The sequence below is a fragment of the Sphingopyxis sp. H050 genome (genome assembly GCF_001468265.1).
Lineage (GTDB): Bacteria > Pseudomonadota > Alphaproteobacteria > Sphingomonadales > Sphingomonadaceae > Sphingopyxis.
On sequence record NZ_LNRZ01000002.1, the window covers coordinates 511,813 to 526,974 of the forward strand.

General features: G+C 65.2%; 16 protein-coding genes. 6 read left to right on the forward strand and 10 right to left on the reverse strand.

Annotated features, from left to right (window positions below; genetic code table 11):
- The first annotated feature begins 10 nt into the window (after positions 1 to 10).
- Both ATE67_RS05585 and ATE67_RS05590 read left to right on the forward strand, forming a co-directional pair.
- Complete coding sequence (locus ATE67_RS05585) at positions 11 to 793, forward strand: SDR family NAD(P)-dependent oxidoreductase (RefSeq protein ID WP_058815618.1); 783 nt, start codon at positions 11 to 13, stop codon at positions 791 to 793.
- A 22-nt stretch (positions 794 to 815) separates the two neighbouring features.
- Positions 816 to 2,066, forward strand: coding sequence for an acetyl-CoA C-acetyltransferase (locus ATE67_RS05590; RefSeq protein WP_058815619.1), 1,251 nt, complete (start codon positions 816 to 818; stop codon positions 2,064 to 2,066).
- Between the two features lie 10 nt (positions 2,067 to 2,076).
- Here the strand turns inward: ATE67_RS05590 and ATE67_RS05595 are convergent, their stop codons facing one another.
- The gene (locus tag ATE67_RS05595) at positions 2,077 to 3,447 is read right to left on the reverse strand and encodes an alkaline phosphatase PhoX (protein ID WP_058815620.1); all 1,371 of its coding nucleotides are present in this window, start codon (positions 3,445 to 3,447) and stop codon (positions 2,077 to 2,079) included.
- Positions 3,448 to 3,578: 131 nt separating this feature from the next.
- Between ATE67_RS05595 and ATE67_RS05600 the strand changes: the two genes are divergently transcribed.
- The 3 genes from ATE67_RS05600 to ATE67_RS05610 all read left to right on the forward strand — a co-directional run bounded on the left by ATE67_RS05600 (position 3,579) and on the right by ATE67_RS05610 (position 6,399).
- Positions 3,579 to 4,709: a CaiB/BaiF CoA transferase family protein gene (locus ATE67_RS05600; protein WP_058815621.1), complete on the forward strand. Its 1,131-nt coding sequence runs from the start codon at positions 3,579 to 3,581 to the stop codon at positions 4,707 to 4,709.
- A gap of 104 nt (positions 4,710 to 4,813) precedes the next feature.
- A complete protein-coding gene (locus ATE67_RS05605) occupies positions 4,814 to 5,617 on the forward strand; it encodes a crotonase/enoyl-CoA hydratase family protein (RefSeq protein ID WP_058815622.1) in 804 nt (267 codons plus the stop codon).
- 2 nt (positions 5,618 to 5,619) lie between these two features.
- On the forward strand, positions 5,620 to 6,399 hold the full coding sequence (locus tag ATE67_RS05610; RefSeq protein WP_058815623.1) for a tyrosine-protein phosphatase: 780 nt from the start codon (positions 5,620 to 5,622) through the stop codon (positions 6,397 to 6,399).
- Between the two features lie 17 nt (positions 6,400 to 6,416).
- On the opposite strand, the gene ATE67_RS05615 is transcribed toward ATE67_RS05610, so the two are convergent.
- From ATE67_RS05615 to ATE67_RS05650, 8 genes are all read right to left on the reverse strand, one after another.
- Positions 6,417 to 7,742 (reverse strand): Xaa-Pro dipeptidase, encoded by a 1,326-nt coding sequence (locus ATE67_RS05615; protein ID WP_058815624.1) that lies wholly within the window; start codon positions 7,740 to 7,742, stop codon positions 6,417 to 6,419.
- 71 nt (positions 7,743 to 7,813) lie between these two features.
- The gene (locus ATE67_RS05620) at positions 7,814 to 8,551 is read right to left on the reverse strand and encodes a sulfotransferase family protein (RefSeq protein WP_082660215.1); all 738 of its coding nucleotides are present in this window, start codon (positions 8,549 to 8,551) and stop codon (positions 7,814 to 7,816) included.
- Complete coding sequence (locus ATE67_RS05625; protein WP_058815625.1) at positions 8,548 to 9,468, reverse strand: aminotransferase class IV; 921 nt, start codon at positions 9,466 to 9,468, stop codon at positions 8,548 to 8,550. Before ATE67_RS05625 ends, ATE67_RS05620 begins: the two co-directional genes overlap by 4 nt.
- A 38-nt stretch (positions 9,469 to 9,506) precedes the next feature.
- On the reverse strand, positions 9,507 to 9,917 hold the full coding sequence (locus ATE67_RS05630; RefSeq protein WP_058815626.1) for a hypothetical protein: 411 nt from the start codon (positions 9,915 to 9,917) through the stop codon (positions 9,507 to 9,509).
- Positions 9,918 to 9,961: 44 nt separating this feature from the next.
- The gene (locus ATE67_RS05635; protein WP_156416917.1) at positions 9,962 to 10,600 is read right to left on the reverse strand and encodes a phosphatase PAP2 family protein; all 639 of its coding nucleotides are present in this window, start codon (positions 10,598 to 10,600) and stop codon (positions 9,962 to 9,964) included.
- Positions 10,601 to 10,777: 177 nt separating this feature from the next.
- Complete coding sequence (gene lpdA / locus ATE67_RS05640; protein ID WP_058815628.1) at positions 10,778 to 12,175, reverse strand: dihydrolipoyl dehydrogenase; 1,398 nt, start codon at positions 12,173 to 12,175, stop codon at positions 10,778 to 10,780.
- Between the two features lie 27 nt (positions 12,176 to 12,202).
- Positions 12,203 to 12,508 carry a hypothetical protein gene (locus ATE67_RS05645; RefSeq protein ID WP_058815629.1) on the reverse strand — a complete coding sequence of 102 codons (306 nt, stop codon included), beginning with the start codon at positions 12,506 to 12,508 and terminating at the stop codon, positions 12,203 to 12,205.
- Positions 12,508 to 13,842, reverse strand: a complete 1,335-nt coding sequence (locus tag ATE67_RS05650) for a pyruvate dehydrogenase complex dihydrolipoamide acetyltransferase (protein WP_058815630.1) — start codon at positions 13,840 to 13,842, stop codon at positions 12,508 to 12,510. Before ATE67_RS05650 ends, ATE67_RS05645 begins: the two co-directional genes overlap by 1 nt.
- Before the next feature lie 173 nt (positions 13,843 to 14,015).
- On the opposite strand from ATE67_RS05650, the gene ATE67_RS05655 reads away from it, so the two are divergent.
- A complete protein-coding gene (locus ATE67_RS05655; RefSeq protein ID WP_058815631.1) occupies positions 14,016 to 14,471 on the forward strand; it encodes a universal stress protein in 456 nt (151 codons plus the stop codon).
- A 262-nt stretch (positions 14,472 to 14,733) separates the two neighbouring features.
- On the opposite strand, the gene ATE67_RS05660 is transcribed toward ATE67_RS05655, so the two are convergent.
- Complete coding sequence (locus ATE67_RS05660; protein ID WP_058815632.1) at positions 14,734 to 15,126, reverse strand: hypothetical protein; 393 nt, start codon at positions 15,124 to 15,126, stop codon at positions 14,734 to 14,736.
- Positions 15,127 to 15,162 lie beyond the last annotated feature (36 nt).

Below are 15,162 nucleotides of genomic sequence, written 5' to 3' on the forward strand. Positions count from 1 at the left end.
GAGCCTTCCTGTGAAATTCGATTCCAGCACAGCGGCTGTCGTCACCGGAGGCGCTTCGGGGCTTGGTCGCGCGACCGCTGAAGCGCTTGCGGCCGCGGGCGTGAAAGTGACAGTCTTCGACATCAATGACACGCTTGGCGAGGAGGTCGCACAGTCGATCGGCGGGCTGTTCGTCCATGTCGACATTACCGACGAACAATCGGTGCTCGACGGCTATGCCAAGGCGCGCGCCGCGCATGGACAGGAGCGCATCTGCGTTCACTGCGCGATGACCTCGCGCCGCGGCAAGACGCTGGCCTTCGACAAGGAGACGGGCAGCTATCGCCGCACGCCGACCGCGGACTATGCTTTTGGGGTCGAGGGTATCCTGACCGCGAGCTACCGCGTCGCGTCCATCTCGGCCGAAGGCATGGCGACGCTGCCCGAGATGGAGGATGGCGAACGCGGCGCGATCGTGCTGACCGCCTCGGTCGCCGCGCAGGACGGCCAGATCGGTCAGGTCATCTACGGTTCGGCGAAAGCCGGCGTTAACGGCCTCGTCCTCCCGATGGCGCGCGACCTGATGGACCTTGGCATTCGCGTCAACTCGATCATGCCCGGCGTGTTCGGAACGCCGCTGCTCAACAATATGAACCCGAAGGTGAAGGAAAGCCTCGAAGCCTCGGTGCCCTTCCCCAAGCGCCTCGGCAAGGCGGAGGAATATGCCAGCCTGGCCATGGAAATGATCCGCAACACCTATTTCAACGGCCAGGCCGTCCGCCTCGATGGCGCGATCCGCATGGCGCCCCGCTAAACGCTTCCGAAAGGATTATCTCATGACCGAAGCCTATATCATCGACGCCGTCCGCACCCCGCGCGGGATCGGCAAGCCCGACAAGGGCGCGCTGTCGCACCTGCATCCCCAGCATCTTGCCGCAACGGTGCTCGGCGCGATCCGCGACCGCAACAATCTAGACACCGCAACCGTCGACGACATCGTCTGGTCGACTTCGTCGCAGAACGGCAAGCAGGGCGGCGACCTCGGCCGCATGGCCGCGCTGTCGGCGGGTTATGATACCAAGGCATCGGGCACGACGCTCGACCGCTTCTGCGGCGGCGGCATCAGTTCGGTGAATTTCGCGGCAGCATCGGTGATGTCGGGGATGGAAGATTGCGTCATTGCCGGCGGCACCGAGATGATGAGCTACACCGCCGCCTATGCCGCCGAACAGGCGAACGCCGGCCTGCCGCCGCGCCTGATGGGGTCGGGCCACGAAGCGCTGGACGAACTCCACCCGCAGTCGCACCAAGGCGTTTGCGGCGACGCGATCGCGACGATCGAGGGCATCAGCCGCGAGGACCTCGACGCGCTCGCACTGGTCAGCCAGCAGCGCGCCGACCGCGCAATCAAGGAAGGCCGTTTCGCAAAATCGGTCGTCCCTGTGCTCAACCCCGACGGTAGCGTCGCGCTCGACCATGAGGAATTTCCCCGGCCGGAAACCACCGCCGAAGGTCTTGCCGCGCTGAAGCCCAGCTTCGCCGGGCTTGCCGATTTCGACCTTGGCGGCGGCTTCACCTTCCGCAAGCAGATCAATCGCCGCTATCCCGATCTCGAAATCCAGCACTTCCACCATGCAGGCAATTCGTCGGGCGTCGTCGACGGCGCCGCCGCAGTGCTGCTGACGTCGAAGGCCTATGCCGAAAAGAACGGACTGAAGCCCCGCGCGCGCATCGTCGCCTATGCCAATATCGGGGACGATCCGACCCTGATGCTGAACGCGCCGGTTCCCGCAGCGAAAAAGGTTCTCGAAAAGGCGGGCCTGACCAAGGACGACATCGACGTCTGGGAAATCAACGAGGCGTTCGCCGTCGTTGCCGAGAAGTTCATTCGCGACCTCGACCTCGATCGCGAGAAGGTGAACATCAACGGCGGCTCGATGGCGCTCGGCCATCCGATCGGCGCCACCGGATCGATCCTGATCGGCACGGCGCTCGACGAGCTGGAGCGTTCGGGCGGCCGCTATGGCCTCGTCACCATGTGCGCAGCGGGCGGGATGGCGCCGGCGATCATCATCGAGCGTGTTTGATCGCGCGTCCTCAGAACGGCCCGCGCACGGCGATCGTCCGTGCCGGGTTGTACAGGTTGAGGAACATTGTCTTGCCGTCGGGCGCGAAGCACACGCCCGAAACCTTGGTCTGCGCGGTCACCCGCGCGAAGGGATAGACCTTCCCTTCGCGCGTGACGCCGCGCAGCCAGTTGTCGGGCTTGCTGCCGCGCCGGTCTTCGCAAACGACAAGGTCGCCATTCGGCGCGACGCTGAGGTTGTCGCCGAAACTGAAATGTTCGGGGTCGGTCGTCTCGACGAACAATTGCAGCTGCCCCGGCTGCGCCGCTTTGTCCGCCGTACCTTCGGTCGGCGAAGGGCGATAGCGCATGATCTGGCCACGCCGCGCCGGACCGCCCGATGTACAGGTGAAATAGATTTCGCCGTCGCCGGCATGAACGCCCTCGCCGCGCGCGAAGATCGACGCACCGGCCCGCGCGCCCCGCTTGCGAAGGTCGTCCTTGGGGCTCTCGACCTCGTCGAGGTCGACCCAGCGGACATCGTGCCAGCCGCCGCTCGCCAACGCGGGGCGCGACCAGTTGCGCGTATCGGCCAGCGCCGGATCGACAAGTGCGAGCGCCTGCAAGCGGCCGCCCTTGTGGAGCTGACCCGGGACGGCGGGCAGGAAGCGATAGAAGAGGCTGTCCTGCCGGTCCTCGGTCATATAGATCGCGCCGCTCTTCGGATCGCAAACGGCGGCCTCGTGGTTGAAGCGCCCCATCGCCTTGATCGGTTCCGCACTGACCAGCCTTCCCGGAGCGACCGGAATTTCGAACACCCAGCCATGGTCTTCCTTATGCAGCCCGCCTCCGCGAGAAACATCTTCCTCGCAGCTCAGCCAAGTGCCCCACGGCGTCATCCCGCCCGAGCAATTATAGATGGTGCCGACCAGCGCGAGATACTGTTCCTCGACTGCAAGGCTCGCAGGGTCGAGGATCAATGTCGAGACACCGCCGGGGAGCGCTTCGCCGCTGCCGGCGCGATAGCAGTCGAACGCCGCCGCATCGCCGCTCGCTCCGACCGGGCAGGCGCCCTGCTTCAATTCGTCGGCGCCGAGCTCATGGTTGCGCATCAGGCACAGGCGGCCATCGGACAGCGTCGTGCAGCCCATGCCATCGGCGCTGTTGGGGACGCGGCGACCGTCACTCATCGTCTGCCCGAATTGCGAAACTATCTTGTACGAAAAGCCCGGCGGCAGATCGAGGATGTGTGCAGGATCGGGGATCGGCGTCCCGAAACCCTGTCCTTCGGCCAGCATCGCGGCGGCGACATGGCGGCTGTGAAGCGCGAGGCCGGCGAAGGCGGTGGCCATCAGGCCCCTGGCAAAGCCCCGGCGGTCGAGTGCGATGGATGCCCGTTCCATGGCGGCGCGATAGGGGTGCACGGTGACATGCCGACTGCAAAAGTCTGACAGTTCGGCGACATTTTGAAGTTCATTGGCATATTAGCGCAACATTCAGAGGGCCCAAAGGCCCCGCAAAGGAGACGAGAGACATGACCGGACCGCTGCAAGGCATACGCATCATAGAGTTCGCCGGGATCGGCCCCGGGCCTTTCTGCGGCATGATGCTCGCCGACCATGGCGCCGAAGTAATCCGCATCGATCGTCCGGGCGGCTTTATGGATCCGCGCGACCCGCTGTCACGGAGCCGCGCCTCGATCGTGCTCGATATGAAGAACCCCGACGCTGTCCAGGCGGCGCGCGACCTCTGCAAGAGCGCCGACGGGATCATCGAGGGCTTTCGTCCCGGCGTTATGGAACGGCTCGGCCTTGGTCCCGAGGTGCTGCTCGCCGACAATCCTAAGCTGGTCTATGGCCGGATGACGGGCTGGGGCCAGTTCGGTCCCTACTCGCAGGCTGCCGGTCACGACATCAACTATATCGCGCTCTCGGGTGTGCTGCACACGGTGGGCCGCGCGGGTGAGAAGCCCGTGCCGCCGGTCAATTATGTGGGCGACTTCGGCGGTGGCGGCATGATGCTCGCCTTCGGAATGGCCAGCGCGCTCGTCCATGCCGCGAAGACCGGCGAGGGTCAGGTGATCGACTGCGCGATGACCGACGGATCGGCGCTGCTCGCGGGCATGACGTGGGGCTTCCTCGCCGCAGGACGCCTCAAGGATGAGCCCGGCGTCAACCTGCTCGATACGGGCGCGCATTTCTATGACACCTACACCTGTTCGGACGGCAAGTTCATCTCGATCGGGTCGATCGAGCCGCAATTCTATGCCTTGCTGCGCGAGAAAACCGGGCTCGACCAGGATCCGTCGTTCGACCCGCAGATGGATCCGTCGCAATGGGGGCCGCTGAAGGACAAACTCACCGCATTGTTCGCGACGAAGACCCGCGACGAATGGTGCGCGCTCATGGAGATGACCGACGTGTGCTTTGCGCCGGTCCTGTCGCTCGCCGAAGCGCCGCAGCATCCGCACAACGTCGCGCGCGAAACCTTCCTGACCGTGGGCGGCGCTACGCAGCCCGCCCCGGCGCCGCGCTACTCGGCGACCTCGAATGACGCGCCGCGCCCAGCCCCCGCCGTGGGCACCGACAGCAATGCCGTTCTGGCCGCGATCGGCTACGACGCAAGCCGTATCGCGATCCTGCGCGAAAGCGGCGCGGTGCGCTGACCGGCTTTCGATGGCCGGGCGCCGTAGCGCGTCCGCTCGCCATCCTTGGCTTGCAACCATGTCCCGCGAGGCATAGCCTGCTCCGCGCAACAGGAGAGATTTTGATGGGTGAGTTTCTGAGTGTCGAGCGGCGGGGCAAGATCGCGATCCTGACGATGATCAAGCCCGAGAGCATGAACGCGATCGGCACGCACGAGGATTGCCAGGACATCATCGAAACGCTCCGCGCGCTGGGCGACGACCGCGGCGTCAGCGCGATCATCCTGACCGGCAGCGGCAAGGCCTTCAGTGCCGGCGGAAATCTGAAAGGCATGAAGGACCGTCAAGGCATCGGAGTTCTCGACCAGCCCGATTCCACCCGCAGCAATTACCGCAAGGGCGTGCAGGCGGTGATCCGCGCGCTGATGGACTGCGAAGTGCCGATGATCGCCGCGGTCAACGGCCATGCGATCGGGCTCGGCTGCGATCTCGCTTGCACCTGCGACATCCGGATCGCCGCCGAGAGCGCGAAGTTCGCGTGCAGCTTCATCAAGGTCGGGATCGTCCCCGGCGACGGCGGGGCTTGGCTCCTCCAGAAGGTCCTCGGCTATCCGCGCGCCGCCGAACTGTTCCTGACCGGCGACCGCTTCGACGCGGCGACCGCGAAGGATTATGGCCTCGTCACCGAAGTCGTTCCCGATGCCGAACTGCTCGACCGCGCCGTTGCGATCGCCGAGCGCATCGTCTGCAACCCGCCGCGCGCGCTGCGGCTGACCAAGCGGCTCCTCCGCGAGGCCCAGCATAGCCGGATGAGCGACATCCTCGAGCTCAGCGCCGCCTATCAGGCGATCGTCCACGAAACCGCCGACAACCGGGAGGCGATCAACGCCTTTGTCGAGAAGCGGGATCCGGTGTTTACAGGAGACTGATCATGCTCGCCGAGCGCGTCCTGCCCCTGTCGGGCATTCACAATTTCCGCGACTATGGCGGCTATGCCGTCGAAGGCGGCGGACGATTGCGCGATGCGACGCTATGGCGCTCGGCGCACCATGAGGCCGCCAGCGACGAGGATCTGATCGCGCTCGACAAGCTGGGCATCCAGACCATCATCGACCTGCGCGGCGACGACGAGCGCGAACTGCATCCGTGCCGCCGCTCCGAGAATTTCGCAGGGCGCGTGCTGTTCGCGGGCGGGATCACCGCGGGCCTCGCGCCGCATTTGCAGGCCGCGGGCGGTGCGATCGATGCCGAGACGGCGCGCGCGCGGATGATTGATACCTACGCCGGGATGCCGTACCGGCCCGCACTGGTCGCGACGCTGCGGCTCTATCTGGCGGCGCTGGCAGACGCCGACGCGCCGACCCTTGTCCACTGTGTGGCGGGCAAGGACCGCACGGGCTTTGCCGTCGCGATCGTCCACCGGCTGCTCGGCGTCCACGAGGACGATCTGATGCAGGACTATCTGCTCACCAACACCGCCGGGAAGATCGACGAGCGGATTGCGCAGGGCGCGGCGCATATCCGCATGCGGTACGGCGCCGAGATCAAGGACGATGCGATCCGCGCGCTGATGTCGGTCAACCCCGCCTATCTGGACGCGGCGCTGGCGACGGTGCGACGCGATCACGGCGATGTCGCGACCTATGCCGAGACGGTACTCAATCTGACGCCGAATAGGCGCGAGGCGATGATCGACAAGCTGGTGGCGTAGGCCGGGCGCGGGGCGGGCTAGCCCCCCTTGACCAGCACCCCGCCCTTCACCACCGCGTCGACGCTTTCGAGCTGGCGGACATCGGTCAGCGGGTCGCCGTCGACAGCGATGATGTCGGCGTAGCGGCCGACCTGAATGGCCCCGACGTCTTTCTCGCGTCCCAGCGCTTCGGCGCCGTTGCGCGTCGCGGCCTGGATCGCCTGCAGCGGCGTCATTCCATATTCGACCATCACGCGGAACTGCTTGCCGACGTCGCCGTGCGGCATCACGCCCGCGTCGGAGCCGAACACCATCCGCACGCCCGCCTTGTGCGCCTTGCGGAAATTGTCGCGCTGAATCTGCGCGATCTCGCGGTCCTTGCGAAGATTGTCCTCGAGCACGCCGTTCTTCGCGCCCTCGGCCTGCGTATATTCGGTGTTGTAGATGTCCATCGAAAACCACACCGGCTGTTTGCGCGCCAGCGCCATGCGGATGCCCTCGTCGTCGAGCAGGCTCACATGTTCGATCGTATCGATGCCGGCGGCGATGGCCGCGCGGATGCCCGCCGCGCCATGCGCGTGCGCGGCGACGCGCAGGCCCCATTGATGCGCCTCATCAGCGATCGCGCGCAGTTCCACCTCGGAAACCTGTAGCTGCCCAGGCTCCGTATTGCGCGAGAAGACGCCGCCGGTGGCGCAGACCTTGATCACCTCGGCGCCATATTTACGCTGGCGGCGGACCTGATAGCGGAATTCTTCGGGGCCGTCGGCAACGCCCTCTTCCTTGCCGTCCTTCTTTTCCAGGCTTGGCGGCAGATAGGTGCTGTCGCAATGCCCCCCGGTCGCGCCCAGCGCATAGCCCGCGGGAACGATCCGCGGACCCGTCGCATAGCCGGCGTCGATGGCCTGCTTCAGGCCGATGTCGTTGCGGTCGCCCGACCCGACGTTCCGCACGGTGGTGAAGCCTGCGCCCAACATGTCGTTCGCATTCTTGACCGCCGTCATGCCCCAGAAGCTGTCGGTGAATTCGAGCCCGCGATAGCCGCCGATGTCGGCAGGTCCATCGAGGTGGACATGCATGTCGATCAGTCCGGGCAGCAACGTCTTGTCGCCCAGATCGATATGCTTGACGTTCGACCCCCAACGCACCGTGCGCGCGTCGGCAATGCCGGTGATACGGCCGTCGGCGCCGACGAAGATCGCAGGATAGTCGACCGTCTTTCCGGTCAGCACATCGACATAGCGTGCGGCGGTGATCACGGTCTGTCCGGCGCCGTCCTGTGCCTGCACCGAAACCGCAAAAAGCGCCGACGAACCCAAAGCGATTCCCCGCAGAAAACTGCCGAACTTTACTTGCGATTGCATATTTGATCCGCCTGTTGTGTGTGCCCTGCCAGAGGAATGGCAAATCGGGACTTTTTAGGACAGCGGAATTTTCAGGCGGCCGCGATTTTATGCTGCGCCAGATAATCATAGCCGGGTCGGCAGGCATCGGCGACGGCCCGCGCCGCGGCGGTCAGTTCGGGCTGCGGCTTGTCGGGCGCGCCGAAACCGGTACTCGATGCCACTGCGTCGTACCAATGCGAGGCCCACACCCCGTCGGTCTGGTGAATGCCGGGCTCCCAGCGCAGCATGGCCGGGTTCCAGTCGATCCCGAGCGCGGCGCACAATTTCTGCAGCATCGCAGACGGATCGCGCAGGATGTCGGCGCTGTCGATCACCGGCGGTGCATGGCCAAGCCGATCGGCTTCGCGATCGAAGAACTCGACCTGCCTGTCGGTGCCAAGATGATCGGGCCGCACGGCGACGCGCTTCGCCGCATAGCTCGCGACGACGCGCGCGGGATCGCGGATCAGGAAGGCGTGGCGAAGCCCGGGCAGGTCATGGTGCGCGATCGGTCCGACCATATGATGCGCCATATGCTTCTGATACCAGATCGGCGTGCCCGCGGGATTTGGTCCCGACATGCTGCGCGCGACACGATGCCAGTCGCAGTCCATCGACGCCATCACGTCGTCCATCATCGGCTGCGGATCGCCGGTTTCGCGAAGATACGCGCCGTAGAAGGGTTCGTCGGTCACGAAGGTATCGGCGCGACTGCCGAAGCTGCGCATCATCGCGGTCGACAGGTTGCGCGGTCCCGACCACATTGCGATGCGGATACAGTCGGTCACGGACGGCCGCGGCCTGTGATGTCGCTCTCGATCAGCGTCTTGTAGAGCGTCTGCAATCGCTCGACCATCGGCCCCCTGCCCTCGGTCAGCTTTCGCCCGTCGATCGTGTGCGCTGGGACGACACCAGCGAAGGTGCCCGTGACGAACGCCTCGTCGGCACCATAGACATCGGTGAGCGAGAAATTCTTCTCATACACCGGAATGCCATTCTCGCGGCAGATACGGATGACATTGCCGCGCGTGATACCGCCGAGGCAGTAATCGCCGCTCGATGTCCACACTTCGCCTCTGCGCACGATGAAGAAATGGGTCGAATTGCACGTCGCGACGAAGCCGTGCGGATCGAGCATCAGTCCCTCGTCGGCACCCGCCTGCGCCGCCTGAATGCAGGCGGTGATGCAGTTGAGCTTCGAGTGCGAATTAAGCTTCGGATCCTGCACCGCCGGGTCGCCGCGACGGACGTGAACGGTAAACAGCGACAGGCCTTTTTCGACCGTGGCGGGCAGCGGATCCTTATGCTCGGCGATGATGACGATCGTCGCGGGCGAAATAACGACGCGGGGGTCCTGATAGGGGGTCGAGCGAATGCCGCGCGTGACCATCAGCCGGATATGGCAGGCGTCCATGCCGTTCGCATCGATGGTGTCATAAAGCCGCTGTTCGAGCTGAGCGCGCGATATGCCGATGTCCATCGCGATCGCTTTCGCACCCTCCCACAATCGGTCCAGATGCTGATCGAGGAAGGCCATCCGCCCTTTGTGGACGCGAATTCCCTCCCACACGCCGTCGCCGAGCATGAAGCCGCTATCGAAGACCGATACCGTCGCCTGCGCGCGCGGGATCAGGTCGCCGTTGACGTTGATGAGGATTGCGTCGTTGCGCGGATCGGGGACGAAGTCGTGCGTGCCTTGAGCCATGCGGCGACACTAGCCGCCGCGGCGCGCGTGTCGAGGGGTCAGACGCCCTTGCGGCCGAAACCGCCCGGTCGCGGTGCGAAGGGACGCAGGTCGTCGCTCACCGCATCACTCGCGATCGGCGGCGGCAGCGCGCTGTCGCGATTGCGCATATAGTTGGCGAAGGCCGCGTCGGCGTCGAAGCCCTCGGTTTCGAGCGGGGGATCGCCGCCGGCGGCGGCGCCGGGAACGCGGTTCGCGCCGGTCAGGATGCGGATCAGCTTGACGATCACGGGCAGCGACAGAATGACGCCGACAAAGGTAAGCCCCATGACCGTCGGGCCAAGCCCGATGTTGGCGATGCCTTCCGCAGAGCCGCCGCCGACGCCCGTGAAATACCACAGCATCACGCCGATATAGGCCGCCGGGATCAGGGCAAAGGCCCAGCTGAACGCACCGCTGAAAAAGCGCATCGGAAATCCTTCCTGCCGATACAGCTCCCTCTAACCAAGAATGCTTACGATAATGTTTTCGCCGGGCGCGAGGCCCACCAGACGCCGAGCATCGCAAAGGCTGCGCCGAGCATCGTCCCGCCGGCGATATCGCTGGCCCAATGAACGCCAAGCATGATGCGCGAGAACGCGTTGAGAACGATCACCGCGAGAGCCAGCGCCCAGGCGAAGGGCCGCCAGCGCGGCGGCGCCAGCCAGGCGAGCAGCAGATAGACGACCGCGGCGCTCGTCGCGTGGCCGCTGGGATAGGAAAAGCTCGTCTGATGGTCGAGATGCTCGATCAGATCGGGCCGCGCACGGCCGAAGCCCAGCTTGATCAGGCTCGATGCAAGGTTCGAGAGCAAGGACGCACCGCCCAGCGCCACGGCGCAGCGTGGGCCGCACCAGCGCCACACGACGCCGCAGAGCAGGATGACGATAATCCAGCGCGGCGTCCCGCCGCCGATCCAGCTGACGGCCTGCATGAAGGCGATGACCGCGGGGCTGCTCGTGCCGACATGCAGCACCAGCCCGGTCGAGATGCTGAGGTCCATCGTCTGCGTCCACCCCGCGACGACTGCGAAGCCGAGCAGGACGACACCGACGAACAATAGGGCGGCGGCGATGAGGAAGCGCGCGGATTTGGTGATGGGCCTGTTCCTCAAGTCAGAGAAACTCGCACAAAGCCACAAGGCCACAAAGGATCTCTAAACCCGTTCGCCCTGAGCTTGTCGAAGGGCCGTCCTTTCTTCGGCGGTGAAAGAAGAACGGTGCTTCGACAAGCTCAGCACGAACGGCAATGGGGGTCTCTTTGTAGCTTCGTGGCTTCGTGCGGGTCAAAATCAGATATGCAAAGGCCGTCCGAATGCCGCGAGCACACCCTCATGCATCGTTTCACTCAGCGTCGGGTGCGGGAAGACGGTGCCTATGAAATCATCCTCGACCAGCTCGGCGGTCTTGCCGATCGTATAGCCCTGAATGAGCTCGGTCACCTCGGCGCCGATCATGTGCGCGCCGAGCAGTTCGCCGGTCTTGGCGTCGAACACCGTCTTGGTGAAGCCTTCGGATTCGCCGAGCGCAATCGCCTTGCCGTTGCCGATGAAGGGGAAGGTGCCGGCCTTGACCTCGTAACCGAGTTCCTTCGCCTTCGCCTCGGTCAGTCCGACGCTGGCAATCTGCGGGCGGCAATAGGTGCAGCCCGGGATGTTGCGCGGGTCCATCGCGTGCGGGTGATTGCCCGCGATCGCCTCGACCGAAATCACCGATTCGTGCATCGCCTTGTGCGCGAGCCACGGCGGCGCGGTGACGTCCCCGATCGCCCAGATGCCGGGGACATTGGTGCGGCACATCGCGTCGGTGTCGATATGGCCCTTGGTCGTCTTCACGCCGAGCGCTTCGAGGCCGATATTCTCGGTGTTCGGGACGATGCCGATCGCGACGATCGCGTGGCTGAATTCGGCGCTTTCGACCTTGCCGTCCTTGCCCTTGATCTTCGCCGACACGCCGGTTGCAGTGGCTTTCAGTTCCTCGACCCCGGCGCCGGTGTAGATCGTCATGCCCTGCTTCTTGAGCTGCTTTTCGAGGAAAGCCGAAACGTCGGCATCCTCGACGGGCACGAGCCGGTCGAGCATTTCGACGACGGTCACGTCGCAGCCCATATCGCTGTAGAAGCTCGCAAATTCGATCCCGATTGCGCCCGATCCGATGACGAGCAATTTCTTTGGCATTTCGGGTGGGACGAGCGCGTGGCGATAGGTCCAGATGCGCTTGCCGTCGGCGGGCGCGAACGGCAGGTCGCGGGCGCGGGCGCCGGTCGCGACGATGATGTTCTTGGCGGATAGGGTCTCGCTGCCCTTCTCACCCTTCACTTCCAGCTTGCCCGGCGCGGTGAGCTTGCCCTCGCCCATATGGACGGTGATCTTGTGCTTCTTCATCAGGAAGGCGACGCCCTGACTGAGCTGCTTCGCAACGCCGCGGCTGCGTTTTACGACGGCGTCGATGTCGGCGCTGATCTGCTGTGCGATCAGGCCGTAGTCGCCGGCATGCTGCATATAATGATAGATTTCGGCCGAGCGCAGCAGCGCCTTGGTCGGGATGCAGCCCCAGTTGAGGCAGATGCCGCCGAGATTCTCGCGCTCGACGATCGCGGTTTTCAGGCCCAATTGGGCCGCACGGATCGCCGCGACATAGCCGCCGGGGCCCGAGCCGAGGACGATGAGGTCGTAATTGGTGTCGGCCAAGCGACTATTCCTTTCCGCGAAACATGGTCATTGAAATGTTGCCCAGGCGCCAAATGCCAAGGCCGGGGCAAGCCAGAGGCGAGCGAATAGGATCGACAGCGAGCCGGCTTCGCCCTTCCGGAGGCGAAGGCCCAGCCATGCCGCGATGATAGCCCAGCAACCGATAGCCACGATCCAGGGTCTCGATTCCGCCCAGTCGGGCTCGGTCAGCATCTGCGGCGTAATCACCATCAGCGCCACCAAGGTGCCCGCGCCAAAAAAGGCGAGCACCAAGCCGAGCGCCGATTGACGCGACCCGAGATAGTCGGGCAGCGCCGGATCGCTCTCCGTCATTACGCCACCAGCCCCAGCGGGCTTTCCACCAGTTCCTTGAAGGTCTTCATCAGCAGCGCGCCGTCGGCGCCGTCGATCGCGCGGTGGTCGAAGCTGCCGGTCGCCGACATGACGGTCGCGATCGCCAGCGCATCGTCGACCACATAGGGGCGCTTCTCGCCCGCGCCGATCGCCATGATCATCGCTTGCGGCGGATTGATCACCGCGGTGAACTGCTTGATCCCCATCATGCCCATGTTCGAGATCGAGGCGGTGCCGCCCTGATATTCGCTGGGCTGGAGCTTGCCTTCCTTCGCCTTCGCCGCGAGTTCGGCCATTTCGGTCGAGATTTTCGACATCGACTTGCCGCCGGCATCGACGATGATCGGGGTGATCAGGCCGCCGGGGATGCTGACCGCGACCGAGATGTCGGCGCGCTTGTAAAAACGCATCACGTCGCCCCCGAAGCTGACGTTGCACGACGGCACGCGCTCGAGCGCGACCGCGAGCGCCTTGATCAGCATGTCGTTGACGCTGAGCTTGACGCCGCGGCCTTCGAGGCTGGCGTTGAGCTCCCCGCGCAGCTTCAGCAGCGCGTCGAGGCGGATATCGACGGTCAGGTAGATGTGCGGCGATTCCTGCATCGACTGGCTGAGGCGGCGCGCGATGGTCTTGCGCATGCCGCTGAGCTTTTCATCCTCGTGCGGGATGCCGAAATCGGGGATCGGGCCGGCCGCAACGGGTGCCGGTGCGGCGGCAGGGGCGGCGGCGGGCGCCGCGGCGGCAGGCGCTGCTGTCGCGGCAGGAGCGGCCGTGCCAGCCGGGGCGCCTTCCAGGTCGTCCTTGACGATGCGGCCGCCGGGGCCGGTGCCCTTGATCGTCGAGAGATCGATCCCCCTTTCGGCGGCGAGGCGCTTGGCGAGCGGGCTGGCCTTGATGCGGTCGCCCGATGCGACGGGCGCAGCCTTCTCCGTCGCCCCCGCGAAGGCGGGGGCCGCTGGAGTTGGTGCACTATTGCTAGCGGCCCCCGCCTTCGCGGGGGCGACGTCTTTAGTTTCAACGGGAGCAGGCGAAATCGCCGCGGGTGCAGCCTTCGCACTCGATGCATCCTCACCCTCGCCCGCGATCACCGCGATGACGGTGCCGACCTTGACCCCATCGGTGCCTTCGGGGACGAGAATCTGGCGGACGACGCCCTCGTCGATCGCTTCGAACTCCATCGTCGCCTTGTCGGTCTCGATCTCGGCGAGCAGGTCGCCCGATTTGACCGCGTCCCCCTCTTTCACCAGCCATTTGGCGAGCGTACCCTCCTCCATCGTCGGCGAAAGGGCGGGCATTTTGAGTTCGATCGGCATCGTCGCTATTTTCCCTCGATCTTTATAGGCGCGAGTCTTGCAGGCGGTGCCTGCCGCTACGGATTGTTCCTCGCCATAAGACTTGCTCGGGTCAAGGTCCAGCGGGGCAACTTGCCTTTCATACGAATGTGACGCACTCTCCACGCACAAAAAGCATAGCAGGGGTCGGGGCGATGCGGACGTATCTGGTGGTGATCGACGACAGCCCCGAGGCGAGTCTGGCGCTGCGTTTCGCGGCGCGGCGCGCGGCGCGGACGGGCGGCGGGGTTGCGGTGCTCGCGATCATCGCGCCACAGGATTTTGTCGCCTTCGGCGGCGTCCAGGCGACGATCGAGGCCGAAGCGCGCGAACATGCCGAACACCTGATCGCCGCCGCCGCCGACGCCGTGCAGCAGGACGCGGGGATCACTGCGCAGACGTGGATCCGGTCGGGCAAGCCGGTCGAGGTCGTACGCGAGGCGATCGGCGAGAATGACGAGATTGCGGCGCTGGTGCTGGCCACGGCGGCAAGCGGCGCGCCGGGGCCGCTGGTCGCGCATTTCACCGGACAGGACGCGGGAATCCTCCCCTGCCCGGTGATGATCGTGCCGGGCGGGATCGATATCGCCCGGCTCGATGCGCTGAGCTAGGGTCAGGACCCACTAATTACGCGATCGAGGCGTCGAAATGGCGAAGATATTGGGTTCGGGCGGGCGCAGCGGGTAGCATCGCTACCCGCAAGGCCGCACGGACCCAAGATCGAAGCCATTTCGGCGTCCCTGCGGGATTTGGCCAATTTTGTCCATGGCCGCGTCGGCGAGCCTAGGAATATGCCTATATGCCTGCGTCTCGCCTCCTAGCCCTGAACAAAATTGGCTCAAACCTCGATCGCGTAATTAGTAGGTCCTGACCCTAGGCAGCCGCCGCGCGCGGCAGGGCGGCCGCGCCCTTTGCTTCCAGAAGGGCCAGATCGAGGACAAGGAGCGCCTGCACCGCGACGACCGCGATGCCGAGCCAGCTCATCTGCCCGGCAAAGACCGCAAGCACCGCGAAACTGGCGACGACCCACCCAAGATTGCCGACCGCGATCAGGTTGGCGAGCCCCTTGCTCGGCGGCTTCTGGTTCGCGACGAACAGCATGAGCGCCGCCGACGGCAGCCCGATCCAGCCCGCGACGGTCACGACGCCCGAGGGGAGGCCGAGAAGCGCGGCGACCGTCGCGGTGGCGAACACGCACAGCAGGAACAGCGCCCCGCACGTGATCGCATCGATGATGAGAATATTCTTGAGGTTGAAATAGGTCATGGCGGTTCTCCTTTCGACCCCAGCCAAATGGAACCC

What these genes read in the sequence shown, in the direction of transcription:
- ATE67_RS05590 (WP_058815619.1), top strand. Translation starts at nt 816, where the DNA reads ATGACCGAAGCCTATATCATCGACGCCGTCCGCACCCCGCGCGGGATC.
- ATE67_RS05595 (WP_058815620.1), bottom strand. Translation starts at nt 3,447, where the DNA reads ATGGAACGGGCATCCATCGCACTCGACCGCCGGGGCTTTGCCAGGGGC.
- ATE67_RS05600 (WP_058815621.1), top strand. Translation starts at nt 3,579, where the DNA reads ATGACCGGACCGCTGCAAGGCATACGCATCATAGAGTTCGCCGGGATC.
- ATE67_RS05605 (WP_058815622.1), top strand. Translation starts at nt 4,814, where the DNA reads ATGGGTGAGTTTCTGAGTGTCGAGCGGCGGGGCAAGATCGCGATCCTG.
- ATE67_RS05610 (WP_058815623.1), top strand. Translation starts at nt 5,620, where the DNA reads ATGCTCGCCGAGCGCGTCCTGCCCCTGTCGGGCATTCACAATTTCCGC.
- ATE67_RS05615 (WP_058815624.1), bottom strand. Translation starts at nt 7,742, where the DNA reads ATGCAATCGCAAGTAAAGTTCGGCAGTTTTCTGCGGGGAATCGCTTTG.
- ATE67_RS05625 (WP_058815625.1), bottom strand. Translation starts at nt 9,468, where the DNA reads ATGGCTCAAGGCACGCACGACTTCGTCCCCGATCCGCGCAACGACGCA.
- ATE67_RS05630 (WP_058815626.1), bottom strand. Translation starts at nt 9,917, where the DNA reads ATGCGCTTTTTCAGCGGTGCGTTCAGCTGGGCCTTTGCCCTGATCCCG.
- ATE67_RS05645 (WP_058815629.1), bottom strand. Translation starts at nt 12,508, where the DNA reads ATGACGGAGAGCGATCCGGCGCTGCCCGACTATCTCGGGTCGCGTCAA.
- ATE67_RS05650 (WP_058815630.1), bottom strand. Translation starts at nt 13,842, where the DNA reads ATGCCGATCGAACTCAAAATGCCCGCCCTTTCGCCGACGATGGAGGAG.
- ATE67_RS05655 (WP_058815631.1), top strand. Translation starts at nt 14,016, where the DNA reads ATGCGGACGTATCTGGTGGTGATCGACGACAGCCCCGAGGCGAGTCTG.
- ATE67_RS05660 (WP_058815632.1), bottom strand. Translation starts at nt 15,126, where the DNA reads ATGACCTATTTCAACCTCAAGAATATTCTCATCATCGATGCGATCACG.